10 protein-coding genes and 1 riboswitch are annotated in these 13,219 nt (G+C 54.4%); of the genes, 1 reads left to right on the forward strand and 9 read right to left on the reverse strand.

What is annotated here, in order from left to right; all coding sequences use genetic code 11:
* Positions 1–315: 315 nt before the first annotated feature.
* From IT084_RS10755 to IT084_RS10790, 8 genes are all read right to left on the reverse strand, one after another.
* Positions 316–1,869: a helicase-related protein gene (locus IT084_RS10755; RefSeq protein WP_195712869.1), complete on the reverse strand. Its 1,554-nt coding sequence runs from the start codon at positions 1,867–1,869 to the stop codon at positions 316–318.
* Positions 1,870–2,024: 155 nt separating this feature from the next.
* On the reverse strand, positions 2,025–4,295 hold the full coding sequence (locus IT084_RS18215; protein WP_243276910.1) for a helix-turn-helix domain-containing protein: 2,271 nt from the start codon (positions 4,293–4,295) through the stop codon (positions 2,025–2,027).
* Positions 4,296–4,331: 36 nt separating this feature from the next.
* Positions 4,332–5,087 (reverse strand): Sir2 family NAD-dependent protein deacetylase, encoded by a 756-nt coding sequence (locus IT084_RS10765; RefSeq protein ID WP_195712870.1) that lies wholly within the window; start codon positions 5,085–5,087, stop codon positions 4,332–4,334.
* Between the two features lie 67 nt (positions 5,088–5,154).
* Positions 5,155–6,156, reverse strand: a complete 1,002-nt coding sequence (amrS, locus tag IT084_RS10770) for an AmmeMemoRadiSam system radical SAM enzyme (protein WP_243276911.1) — start codon at positions 6,154–6,156, stop codon at positions 5,155–5,157.
* A gap of 49 nt (positions 6,157–6,205) precedes the next feature.
* Positions 6,206–7,615, reverse strand: coding sequence for an AmmeMemoRadiSam system protein A (gene amrA, locus IT084_RS10775; protein WP_195712871.1), 1,410 nt, complete (start codon positions 7,613–7,615; stop codon positions 6,206–6,208).
* Between the two features lie 50 nt (positions 7,616–7,665).
* Positions 7,666–7,812 (reverse strand): hypothetical protein, encoded by a 147-nt coding sequence (locus tag IT084_RS10780; RefSeq protein ID WP_195712872.1) that lies wholly within the window; start codon positions 7,810–7,812, stop codon positions 7,666–7,668.
* 69 nt (positions 7,813–7,881) lie between these two features.
* Positions 7,882–8,538, reverse strand: coding sequence for a LysE family transporter (locus tag IT084_RS10785; protein ID WP_195712873.1), 657 nt, complete (start codon positions 8,536–8,538; stop codon positions 7,882–7,884).
* A gap of 263 nt (positions 8,539–8,801) precedes the next feature.
* Positions 8,802–10,748 carry an aconitate hydratase gene (locus IT084_RS10790; protein WP_195712925.1) on the reverse strand — a complete coding sequence of 649 codons (1,947 nt, stop codon included), beginning with the start codon at positions 10,746–10,748 and terminating at the stop codon, positions 8,802–8,804.
* Between the two features lie 197 nt (positions 10,749–10,945).
* Between IT084_RS10790 and IT084_RS10795 the strand changes: the two genes are divergently transcribed.
* A complete protein-coding gene (locus tag IT084_RS10795; RefSeq protein WP_195712874.1) occupies positions 10,946–11,266 on the forward strand; it encodes a nucleotidyltransferase domain-containing protein in 321 nt (106 codons plus the stop codon).
* A gap of 357 nt (positions 11,267–11,623) precedes the next feature.
* On the opposite strand, the gene IT084_RS10800 is transcribed toward IT084_RS10795, so the two are convergent.
* Positions 11,624–12,010 (reverse strand): hypothetical protein, encoded by a 387-nt coding sequence (locus IT084_RS10800; protein ID WP_195712875.1) that lies wholly within the window; start codon positions 12,008–12,010, stop codon positions 11,624–11,626.
* A gap of 801 nt (positions 12,011–12,811) precedes the next feature.
* A riboswitch (cyclic di-GMP riboswitch) is annotated at positions 12,812–12,899 on the reverse strand.
* Positions 12,900–13,219: the final 320 nt, after the last annotated feature.

The raw sequence follows: 13,219 nt of genomic DNA on the forward strand, positions 1-13,219 counted from the left end.
CGACATAAATAACTGCGTGGCAGTATCATAAATAAAAACTGATTATTTTAATAATTGTTGAAAAACCAATTGCAGCTTAATACCCATATACTAATATATACCATTAGTGCTGCATTTGTCAACTACTGTCAATATTTTAACCGGGTTCATCATTCCCTTCCCCGTTACCCCGCAATGGCCCCAAACTCGCAATAAAAAACAGGTACCAATCGTCACTTTTAAAACCCCTTGCTTTTACTTGTTGAAAATGCCGGCAGTTAGCGCCAAATGAGCAAAAGAACCATGGCCTGCCCCAATCAATACCACCTTGAGATGTTAGATCAACACCGCCATCTCGTCCCGGTCCAGTACGCTGCGAATGTCGTTCATGGCCAGCCTGAGGGCCGTATCCTCGCCGGCGGCCCGCTCAATCTGCCTCAATATGTCGATTTCCCGGCGGATAATGGAAAATATATCGCCCTCGTGCAGGTTGCAGCGTTTTTGCAGTTCTTCAAAGGTGGCGCCCTTGTACCACGCTTCAGCCAGGGGGCCGGGCAGGGGCGACCAGACGCAAAGATGTTCGGGCACACCGGCGTTCAGTAATTCGCTACGTAACAGGGCCACGTTGTCCATGGGATATTCGCCGGGCAAAACCACCTCGTCCCGGCCGGGCTGGTAGTCGATTCCAGCCAAAATGGACGCTGCTTCCGCGGGAGAGGCGTCGCGGAGAATTCCGGAAAACACCAGTTCCGTGACCAGTATTTCCTGCACGTGCACATGCAGGGCAAACAATCCTCGCGGCAAGAGTTTTTTGTTTTCGTCTATAAACCCCAGTTTTTCCAGGAGATCGCACATGCGCCGGAATTCCTGGTGATAATCCGTGGCGTGTTTTTTCAGGTACCGGTTGCGCCTGACCAGTTCCTTTTTCCGTTCCACCAGGGCCGCGATTTCATCATGGGCGTCCCGGCAGTCGTGGTACAGGCATCCCTTGGCGGGCTGGGCCAGGATGGACTTGATCTCGGCGATCCGGCCCGGCGTTTCGGGATTTTTACGTCTCTTCCGGTGGCGCAGGCGGTTCAGTTCTTTTTTCAGCTTATTCCGCAGCAGCGGGCAGGCCGGCCCGTCCTTATCCTCGCAAAAGGAACCGCGCAGGGCAAAAATCTTCTCCTCCAGCGTTTTCAATTCCTGTTCCAGGTTTCTGGTTTCCTTGCTGTTCTGGTAAACCGCCAGGTTTTGGGATAAAAAACGCTCTATTTCCTCACCGGTTTTCCAGTGCAGCAGGCTGAGCACGGTGTTGGGGGAAATAATCAACCGGCCCCGCACCGGTTCCACTTCGTTTTCATCAAAGAACCCCGTTTGTTCGGGAAATTTCTCATCTATATTGATGTAAACATGGCCCACCCGGTCAAAACCGCGCCGCCCGGCCCGCCCGGCCATTTGAAAGAATTCCCGGTTCAACAGGCCGCGGTGGTTGCGCCCGTCCCATTTGCGGGTGGTATCGAACACCGTGCTTGCGGCCGGAAAATTAATCCCCACGGCGAAAGTCTCGGTACAGAACAGGACAAAGATCAGCCTGGCCTCGTACAGGTTTTCCACCAGTTCCTTCAAGGCCGGGGACAGGCCGGCGTGATGGTAACCGATCCCCTGCAGCAGCAACCGCCGCAGGTGCTTGCGCCTGCCGCCGAACAGGCCCGGGTTGCCCTTTTCGGCCCCGGCGATATATTCACTGACCCGGTCTTTTTCCTCGGGCAGCAGGAAATCCCATTCCCGTCCCAGTTCCTCGGCCAGCTGCTCCGTCCGTCCCCGGCTGAAAACAAAGTAAAGGGCGGGCAGGTGGTCCTGAATGGCCTCAATTACGCCGGCACATGACGTCGTGTTTGCCAAAACCAATTATTCTTCCTCCCGTTAAAAACACTAAACTGTATGGCGATCCGGCGGATTTCCGGAGTGAGTGGAGCACTGGATGAGGAAAAGAGGTCAGGGGACACACCTCCTCTTTAGAGCCATGGCTTTTGGGTCGGAGGTATGTCCCCAATAACACGTCGTCAGTACATATACTGGCGCCTGCTGCCAGCCTGGCGCAGCGCCTCAATTTCATCCAGCGCCTCTTCTTCGTCCAGCACCTCGTTGTCCGGGCTGATCCAGTTGATCTCCAGTGGTACCGCCCGCCGGTACTCTTCCACCACCACCACCCCGGTGCCGCGTACCTCTTCCATCCAGGCCGCCAGCTCGTGAATATTGGGTACCGTGGCGGAAAGGCCCAGGATCCGGATATGGGGCGGTGCGAAAATGATGCTTTCCTCCCATGCCGTACCCCGTTCCACGTCGTCAAGGTAGTGGATCTCGTCAAATATAACGTGAGAAATGCCTTCCATCCATTCCGGGTTGGCAAAGCACCAGTTGCGGAAAATTTCAGTGGTCATCACCAGCAGTTGCGCCCGCTCGTTGATGGATACGTCGCCCGTAATCAGTCCCACCCGGTCGTACCCGTACAGGCGGGCAAAGTCCCGGTACTTTTGATTGGACAGCGCCTTGAGCGGCGAGGTATAAATTACCTCCCGGCCCTGTTCCAGTATCCGCTCCACCAGTTTTTCCGCGATCAGGGTTTTGCCCGTCCCCGTGGGTGCCGCCACCAGCACGGAATGGCCTTCCCGCAAGGCTGCGATCGCCTTTTCCTGGTACTCGTCCAGCTTCAGCGGCCCCGGTGTTTCCACGGCCACGGGCTTTCTATTTCTGGGGCGCCGCTTTTTACGCCGGGCGGGCCGCTCCGCGCCCTGCCCGGGTAATTCCTCCCACCCCGATTTGATTTCGGGCAACCGGGCCAGCAGGTCCTCCACATCGCCCCGGCGCAGCTGGTGAACACCCTGGGCGGAACGACCGGCGCTGCGCAGGTGCCCCTCCCTGATCAATCGCTTGATTTGGTCCGGGGTGAGGCCCAGGATGCGCGCGGCGTCGGTAACTTTTATTTTTTCCACGCGCCTCAAGAAACGATCCATATTTGGGGAATTGCGCAGCGATTGAACGGAGGGGCGCCAGTAACGCATCGTTCCTTCCAGCAAAAACCCCTGCAGGTAGCCCTGTTCTTGCAGGTTGGCCACGTCGCCGGGATGTACGCCCAGCATGCGCCCCGCCTCCCGGGCGGTGAGCGAATTGTCCACCAGGTAAGCCACCGGCACCGTGGAACCCCCCCGGGAAGGAAAGTCCAGCCCGGTAATTTCGGTAAGTTCGCGGGCAATCTTTTCCTCCGGAGCCTTGATGGGAGCGCAGAACATTTCCCGCCGCCCCACCTTCAACTCCACGCACCCGGCGTCCAGCGCCTCCTGCCTGGCCAGGGCGCGCTCCCGGGGCGTAAAATCCTCCAGGGTGAAAAACGAACGCCCGCCCATTTTCTCTTTCAGGGTATAATGAACGTAAGCCAGAATCTCCCGGCGGCGCAATTCCTCCCGCCCCTCGGGCCGGGTGTCCACGGTCACGCGCCCGTCGGGCAAGATGACAAAGGGCGGTTCCTCCCGCCCCCTTTTAATCTGGGACACCAGCTTTTTATGCCGTTTGAACATGCGCGCAAATTCCTTGCGGGCCACCGGCTCGGTCCGGGACAGGTACCTGCCCACTTCCTCCCAGGCGGCATTGCTGTCCGGGTGCGTGTACTGGCCGCCGGACAGCCGCATCAGGTGGGAAACCGACTCGGGCAGCAATTTTTCTCCCAGGGCCCGCTCGATTTCTTCTCTGGCCAGCGCTTCGTGTTCCTCCAGGAGTTCGTCGACCCGGCGGCGCTGCCGTCGCACCGCCTCGCTCCGGGCGAGCGCTTCCTCCGCGCGCCGGGCCAGTTCGGCTTCCCCGGCCGGCGTGTCCTTTAGCGTATACGCGCCGCCGGGCAGCATCACCACGTCGGGCAGCGCTCCGGGCATCCGGGGCGGTAGTTCCGTCATGGCAGCCAGTTCCTCCCGGGTGCGGGGTACGCCGTCGCGCAGAATCTCCCTGATTCTGTCCGCGGCCTGCGCTCTAAGCATGGCCTTTAACCCGGGCATGCCGGAGGCCACCAGCTTGCCGGCCCGCACCCTGTCTTTCCCGGAAGGAGCTCCGGCCGGGTCCCCGGCGACGTTTTCCGCCCGGCTAAGCAAGATTTGTTCCGGGTCGCCGCCGTTGGAGCCCGAAACCATTAAATCACCATGATAAGCCAGGGATTGCAACGCTCCGGAAAATAGATCAACCCCACCGCCCACCCGGCTCCATAATTCCTGCAAACTGATACTGCCGCCGGCTGGTATGAGTTCCAGCAACTTTTTTTTGATTTCTTCGGTTCTGGCGTTGGTCAATGTAACAACTCTCCTGACAGGTCTTGTTTTTTTTAATTAAACCTTACCGCGGCTATGCAACTCGTTCCACAATAAATCCATGGTTTGCCCGGCCCGGTTGTTAATAACCAGCAAAGCCCTGCGGTCGGCCATGGTCGGCCCGAGGTTGACAATGGCCAGCTTACCGGCCAGCATGGGCAGGTAGTTGACCGGGGATACCTCCAGGCTGGAACCAACCACCAGCAACAGCTCGCTGGTTGTCGCTTCCCTGGTGGCCTCCGTAAAATCCGCCGTCATGCTGTCACCGAAAAACACGCAGTCGGGCTTGTAAATCCCCCGGCAGTCGCCGCACCGCGGCGGCACCTGGCCCGCAAATACCTTATCGAGCAAGTGATCCCAGGTAATTTTCGAGCCGCAACTCATGCACGTCGCCGAGCGCAGGTGCCCGTGCACTTCCAGCACCCTGGTTGAACCGGCACGCTGGTGAAGGCCGTCCACGTTCTGGGTGATCACACATGAAATCAACCCCGCCTTCTCCAGGCCGGCCAGCACTTCATGGGCCCGGTTCGGCCGGGCCGTAGTTATTGAAGTCAAGTGGGGCAACCCGGCCTTGTAAAACACCTCCGGCCGGTGAATAAAGGTTTCCGCTGAAAAAGCGTACATCGGGTCGATTTTGGACCACAGTCCGCCCGGGCTACGGAAATCGGGGATTCCGCTTTCCGTTGAAATGCCGGCGCCGGTGAGCACCACCGTTTTTTTACTGGCCAGCAGAATATCGGCCAGTTCCGCCACCCGCTCCTGCAGGCTGTTCATTTCATATCCCCCCTGTGATAAACAAAACCAAAAGCCACCGGATCGCCCTTCAACACATTGATATTACCTACATCACCACGGAAATTTTTTCCCCGCACCCGGCGCAGGCACCCTCCGCCAGCTTACCTACCCGAACCTGGTAGCCCTCCCGGTTCACCAGCACCTCCCTGCAACCCGGACAGAGGGTGCTGGAGGCTCCTAACTGCGGGGCGTTACCAATATAAACATAACGTAATTTACGCCGGGCTATCTCCCGGGCCCGCTGCAGCGTTTCCAACGGGGTCGGGGGCAAATCCATTTTATAATTGGGAAAATACCTGGAAAAATGTAAAGGTATCTCCGGGTCCAGGCCGGCCAACCAGTCCACCAGGCTTTCAATTTCTTCGGGGCTGTCATTGAGGCCGGTCACCAGCAGGGTGGTAATTTCAATATGGCAATGTCCATGTGACGTTTCCACCGTGCGCAACACTGGATCAAGCCGCCCCGCGCACGTGGTCCGGTAAAACTTGTCGGTAAACGCTTTGACGTCAACATTCATGGCGTCAATATAGGGAAGCAGATCCCGGAGCGGTTCCTCGTTGACATACCCGTTGGTCACCAGCACGTTTTTCAGGCCGGCTTCCCGGGCCAGTTTCGCCGTGTCGTAAACATACTCGTACCACATGAATGGTTCGGAATAGGTATAAGCCAGGCCGACGCAGGGGTAGCCGCGCTCTTTTTGCTGCAGGGTCAACTCCACCGCCCGCCGGGGGCTGAGATAAGTGGTGGGCGGGTCCTCATGGGCGATCTGCCAGTTCTGGCAAAAACCGCAGCGCAGGTTACACCCCACGGTGCCCAGGGAAAAAATGAAGCTGCCCGGGTAAAAGTGGTACAGGGGTTTCTTCTCAATGGGATCGAGGGCATAGGAGGAACACTCGCCGTAATTGGTGGCGTAAAGGGTCCCCTCCCGGTTTTCCCGCACCCGGCAAAATCCCCGCTTGCCCGGAGGTATATTGCACAGCCGGGGGCACACTTTGCAATTGGCCGCGCCTCCGGCGCCCCTGGTATAAAACATGACCTCGCGCCTCATTCGGGATCGCCCCCTACTTTAAATGATTCCATTTATCCACCAACCACCATTATTTGTACCTGATTACTTCGAACCGCTCCAGTTTTACCGGTTCACCGGGCGCGATGCCCGCCTTTTGCCTGGCGATGGCCACCTGCTCCTCCACGGTATTGATGCCCTCCAAGTCGGGCAGCAAAAGCCCCCGCCTGCCGCCGGCGGAAACAATCACCCCGTATTTTTTGGGGTCCAGTTCGTCCATGCCTCGCACCGGTTCCGGATCGGTAAGAATATCCACGGAGATGTCCAGTTCGGGTAATTCTTCCGGTTCCACGGCGTAAAATCGGGGGTCCCGGGTGGCGGCGCTGACGGCGTTTTCGGCGATTTCCTCAACAATGCTATCGTACACGGGAGCGACGGTCCCGATACATCCCCTCAACTGCCCGTGCTTTTTCAGCGAAACGAACACGCCCGCCCGGCGCCCGGCAAATTCGGGGGGCGCCCCCTCAAGATCGAATAGCTTGTAATTCTTCCCGCTGTAATACCGTTCCAGTGCCTTGCGCGCAACTTGCACGGGGTAGCTTTCCCCGGCTCTTTTTTGCCTGGTTCTTTCGGATGCCTCATCCAGCAACTTCCTTTCCAGGCTGCGGCTGTCGTCCGGCGCCCCCGGCTCCAAGGCGGCCACCAGGTAGCCGACGCCGAAGGGCCCCTGGTAGGATAGCACCTCGCTCCGCACCGCCATGCCGTCCAGGGCGCCCAGCATCATGATAATGGGCCGCAGGCCGCACTCCCCGGCCCTCTCCACCAGCTCGGGGTCCAGCTTCAAAATGCCTTCCACGTCCACCACGCCGACCAGTTCCACCAGCCTGCGGTCAAAATCCCCGCCGGACGGATCGTAACCCGCCGGAGCGCCGGGGGACAGCCGGTGGGAAAGATCGCCGCTGGCCAGCACGGCAACTTTTTTGCCCCGCCTGGCGGCGGCTTCGCGCACCGCCACCCCGAAGGCATACAGCTTGGAATAAGGCAACATCCCCATGGATACATGCACCAGCGGCAGGTTAACGCCCGCTTCCCTGATGAAGTAAAGGGGGGCGGTAACGCCGTGGTCCAGGCCCGCTGAGAGCTCATGCCTGGCGGCCATCTCGTTGTCGATGCCCACCACCATGATGCCCTTTGCCCTTGCCACCGCCTTGATCTCCCGGGCCAGGTCCAGATCACTGGGCAGTTCAAACCGCACACCCGGCGCGCCAAACTGGCCCAGGTCTCCTTTTAACTTCGGAAAAGTGCTGATGCCGATACCATCCGCAAAAACCGTGCCGTGCGGGGTAATCATCACCAGGGTTTGGGCGCCGCTTGCCGCGACCCGCCGCCCCAGTTCAAGCATGGCTCGCTTGGTTTCGGCCACTTCCTCGTCCCTGCCCCGCCCCACCTCGGGAACCATGATGGGCGGGTGCGGGCAGATTCCGCCAAAAACTACCGACATTTCGTTCCCCTCAACGGCAAGCGCCGTAACCGGGTATTCAACTCCTTTCCTTAAATTCCGGCCAAAATTCCACCTGGATATACATATTTCGCCTGCCGGTTAAATTGCCGCTTGAAAATAACTTCCACCATAATTTTGCCATAAATATTTGTTAATGCAGCAAATTTAAACGAATTTTTATCCAGTGCTCCACTCACTCCAGAAATCCACCGGATCGCCTGTCACTGTAGTGTTTTTGCAGTTAAATCATTTTTAAATCTAATAACTTACACCAGCCCGCTGTATACGAAATATGCCCCCAAACCCACCAGAAATATACCACAGGCCACGATTAAACCGCGGTAGACAGCCTGGCTCATAAAGCGGCGCCCGCCGGCCACCGCGCCCGACACCGCCCCGTACCACAACAAGTCGGCCAGCAGGTGCCCGCTTAAAAATGCCACCAGACCGGATACACCCCGGGCCATGGAAGTGGTGATATAGGTCAGGCCCACCGTGGCCCACCACAAGCTCCAGTAGGGATTGGACAGGCTGATTAGAATTCCCGCCGGGACGGGGTGCAAGCCCGCCGGAACTTTTTCGTTGCCGCTTTCTTCTTTATTGTTATTGTTCTCCAACTGCAAGGAAACCCGTCCTTTCACGGCATCCCGGTACATGGACCAGCCCATGAAAACAAGAAAAGCGCCCCCCACCACGGCAATGGCCGTATGAACCCGGCCGGAGGCCAGAAATTCGGCCGCCCCCAGCACAAGCAACCCCACCAGCGTTATTTCCAGTATGGCATGGCCCAGCACCAGCAGCAGACCGGCCGCGAAGCCCCGCCTGGCGGTTTCACCAATGGTCATGGTCAACAGCGGGCCCGGCATCATGGCGCCGGAAAAACCCACCAGCAGTGCCGTCCAAAATATAGTACCCAGTTCCAACCCCGATCACTCCCGAAAATTTGTCAACACTTTTGTTTTTGTTTTATTTTATGCTTATTTAGTGGTTGCCACCGTTAAATTTTTACAAAAACTTTCTTGATCCGGTACTACAATTCCTTCTCTCCATCCTGAAAAAAATTAATCGTCCAGCGGCACGGGTTTATGCCCAACAATAATTGCGGGGCGGGCCCCAACCGGTCAGGTGGAGATGGGAAAGCGGCGCCCGGTTGACAGCGGCGCCGCTTGATGATCATGCAATTAATTTATTTGTTGACCCGGGATTCACCCTGAACCCTGGCCTGGACATATTTAAGTAAACCGCCGGCCAGCAAGATTTGAATTTGCCGTTCCGACAAGCTGTGCTTAACGGAATAGGTATTGCCCCTGGTTGCATTGAGCACTTTGATTGTGTTGGCGGCCAGGTTATCCCGCAACCCTTCGATCACCAGCCTGTCGCCGGGCTGGATATCCTCAAAATCATCTTCATGCTCAAACATCAACGGCAGCAGGCCGAAATTGACCAGGTTTTGCATGTGAATCCGGGCAAAGGACTTGGCGATTACCGCCTTGACACCCAGGTATAGCGGCGCCAACGCGGCGTGTTCCCGGCTGGACCCCTGACCGTAATTCAACCCGCCGACAACGATGCCTCCCCCGGCGGCCAGCGCTCGCCCGGCGAACGTGGCATCCACCCGCTCAAAGGCGTGCATGGATATGGCCGGTATATTGGACCGCAAGGCTAAAATCTTGGCGCCCGCCGGCATAATGTGGTCGGTGGTGATGTTGTCGCCCACTTTCAGCAGCACTTCGCCGGAAATTTCTTCCGGCAGCGGCGAAGCCACGGGAAGGGGTTTGATGTTGGGCCCCCTGACCAGCTCAATATTCTCCCCGTGTTCCGGCGGTGGAATAATCATCCGGTCGTCCACCGGGAATTTTTCCGGCATGGTCACCTCAATGGGCTCGCCCAGGTCACGGGGATCGGTAATTTTCCCGGTGATGGCGGAAGCAGCCGCGGTTTCGCAACTGACCAGGTAGATTTTGGCGTCGGCAGTACCGCTGCGCCCTTCAAAGTTGCGGTTGGAGGTGCGCAGGGACACGCCGCCCGATGGGGGAGACTGGCCCACCCCAACGCAAGGACCGCAGGCGCACTCCAGGATGCGGGCACCCGCGTCCACCAGGTCGGCCAGCGCGCCGTTGGCGGCCAGACTCTTCAGCACCTGGCGCGACCCCGGGGCGATCACCAGGCTGACTTCCGGGTGCACCATCTTCCCCTTGAGGATGGCGGCCACCCGCATCAAATCGGTGTACGAGGAATTGGTACAACTGCCGATGAATACTTGATCCACCTTTTGACCCGCCACCCCGGCAACTTTAACCACGTTGTCCGGCATGTGCGGCAGGGCAATCAGCGGCTCAAGCTCGCTTAAATCTATATCCACCACCTGATCGTATTCCGCATCGGGGTCGGGCAGCAGTTCCACGAAATCGCCCTCCCGGTCCTGGGCCGCCAGAAACTTTCTGGTGATTTCGTCGCTGGGGAAAATCGAAGAGGTGGCCCCCAGCTCGGCGCCCATGTTGGTGATGGTGGCCCGCTCCGGCACGCTCAGGTAGGAGATGCCATCACCGGTATACTCCATTACCTTGCCCAGCCCGCCCTTGACGCTCAGGCGCCGCAGCACCTCGAGGATGATGTCCTTGGCGGCCACCCAGGGCGCCGGTTTGCCGTGCAGCCTGACGTTGACCACCTCGGGCATTTTGACATAAAACGGGTATCCCGCCATGGCGGCGGCCACGTCCAACCCCCCGGCACCGATGGCCAGCATGCCCAGGCCGCCACAGGTGGGGGTGTGGCTGTCCGAACCCAGCAAAGTTTTCCCCGGCACGCCAAAGCGTTCCAGGTGCACCTGGTGGCAAATCCCGTTACCCATGCGGGAGAAATAAACCCCGAATTTGGCGGCGGCGCTCTGCAGGAATCTATGATCGTCGGCGTTTTCAAACCCGACCTGCAGTGTATTATGGTCGATGTAGCTGACCGAAAGCTCGGTTCTCACCGAGGGGATGCCGATCGCCTCGAACTCCAGGTAAGCCATGGTGCCTGTGGCATCCTGGGTGAGGGTCTGGTCGATCCTGAGGGCAATCTCTTTCCCCGGGACCATTTCACCTTCCACAAGGTGAGCAGCGATAATTTTTTGCGTAATGTTCCGGCCCAATTCAGGCAACTCCTTTCTCCTACTTACATCGAAATCAGGTATAAATTTCGACCTGGCCGGTTCCGATACCTTTCTCTGGAACGTAATTCATAAAATTTAAACAAACCTTAACCTCTTGACCGTTTACATTATCACTTGACGCCGGCCGGCTGACGTGTTACGCTGGGTAAAAATTACATTTACCGGGGGAAATGAGCATGGCCAGAACAGCCCACACGCCCGGATTAATCAACATTGAGCCATTTATTCCAGCCCTGCTTAAATATTTTGCCAATAATAACGATATTACAGCTGCCTACCTTTACGGTTCCTACGGCACGGACGCGCAAACCCCCCTGAGTGATGTGGATCTCGGCATTTTACTAACTCAAGGGGTTAAACGAACTCTTATCAAACAAATGGAAATTGAAAGCGATATTGCCGGGATATGCCGCAATAATGATATCAACGTGTTGATTCTCAATGACGGCCCAGTGTTGCTTCAATTTAAAGTTAAGAGTAATACTATCTGCATTTGATGAAGTTTGAAGTTAATGCTATTCTCTGAAATTCCCCTTTTTCAGGGAGAACTAGCAATAAAAAGATTATATATTAGTAGCTTTGGAGGTGTTTGTTTTGAAGTTGCCAGATATTGTAAGAACTCATTTTATTGTAAAAGTATCTATGTTATGCGTGTACCTCATTGGCTTATTGTTATCGATTTTAGAACATAAATTAGGTTATATTTGGCTACAAGGTTTAGTAAAAAATGTTTGGAATGTCTTTATAATGTTGGTTTTTATAAATGCTTTTGTGTATTGGAAAAAAAAATCGAATTCTATCCAAAAAAAGGACACTTAATATTGATTAAGTGTCCCCGAATGATTAAATTTGTTTTAGTAATAACCCAGAACGGTAACTGAATAAGGTAAGTCAAATTGTTCATTAGTATTTGGATTAGTATATGTTTTAAAATAAATAGATAATCTGACTTTACTTACCGCAGGGTCGTATTGCAATCTATTTTTTATGTCCTGGAGTTTATCAAGAGTAACCTGAATTCTACTGTCTTGTTCGTCTAAAGCTTGCATATGGGCCTGCCATAACAATGTGAGTGCGGCAGCTCCGTATGGACATACTAGACCAGCCAGGAAAGACCAACCAAATACTACCCACGTTGATACTTTTTCGTATTTATCGTACATTTGTTTTATGTCTTCCAACTCCGCTATTGCTGCTTCAACTTGACTTTGATTCATCTCACGTACTTGTGTAAAACCCATAAAAACATCTCCTTTTCATTTTAAATTTGTAAGACTTCTTTTGGTCGACTGTTTTGAGAATTTACCCCTTGCAGCCAAAGCCAGGAGGAAATAAAATAAAGCATTCTTCCCTGCCTTCGGGTACGAGGTGATTGCCCATCCTGGATGAGGCTCTATCTGACGGTGGGTTCGTCCAGGACAAATTGTTTTTTTCACTCCTAAAAATCTGAAAAGCTCACTGAAGGGAACGAAGAAATTTTACTGAGCCGTTCCCAAACTTAGAAAATTTCTTTTCAGTTGACCCTTTCACTTATAAAGGTAAATTGGATGATATAAAGATATAAATACAACCCAAATCATAAAATATGGCTTACATGGTACACTTATCATAGTCCCTAAGATTCGGGAGGCTACGAGGTGTCTACAACGATATAGAACGACGCCTGCGGGAAAAAGGACTCTCGGAATCACCTCCCGCGGTATTAACCCAACTGCAAAAATGCCAGATTAATCGTTTGGAGTTCAAAAAGCAACAGCAGAGTAAATTGAGTATTACCGAACTCTCTAAGGAACAGAAGAGATACCTCCAAGTTTTGGGTTGTGAAAGCACTATTGATGCCTACCGGATAAAACGTGTACTAAAAAAGATGGAAAACTGGTTGTAGTGACGAAACTGTTTTTGATGATCACCTCAAACCCTTGATATGCTTAGCATTGGAAAATTTTGTCGCCAAACTCGGGTTATGCCCTAAAACATTTCGCGTTCATTTCCTAAAGAAATAATAAACCTGCCTTTTAAAACATGGGCAGGTTTTTTATTATAGTAGCAGCTAGGCTGTCATGATACATTAGTACTTTAAACCCATTAGCTTTGTGTCTCCACCTTTCGATGAGTTTGCCCTTAGCACTATATTTGACTTTAATTACTATAATAAGGATTATTTAACATTATGACGTTCAAAAATTGAAAAAGGTTTCCTGTTGAGCACAATAAGGTGTCGTATTAATCCGGCATTGTTCGACGGATATTGCTGGTGATTCAAACGATTCAGAATCCGTCCTTAAACTGTTAGAATTTATTAGGAAAGACATCTTAACATTAAGCCAATTTGCCAGTCGGCCCGGGAAGACGCCATACAAAGCCGTGTTTGGCAACAAAAAATAATGACGAATTCGGCAATTTAACAATACCATAGTTTGATCTATGTCTTGCCTGGTAAAGCTACCAGG

The sequence above is a fragment of the Desulfallas sp. Bu1-1 genome, assembly GCF_015594625.1.
In the GTDB taxonomy this organism is placed as follows: Bacteria; Bacillota; Desulfotomaculia; order Desulfotomaculales; family Desulfallaceae; genus JADNRQ01.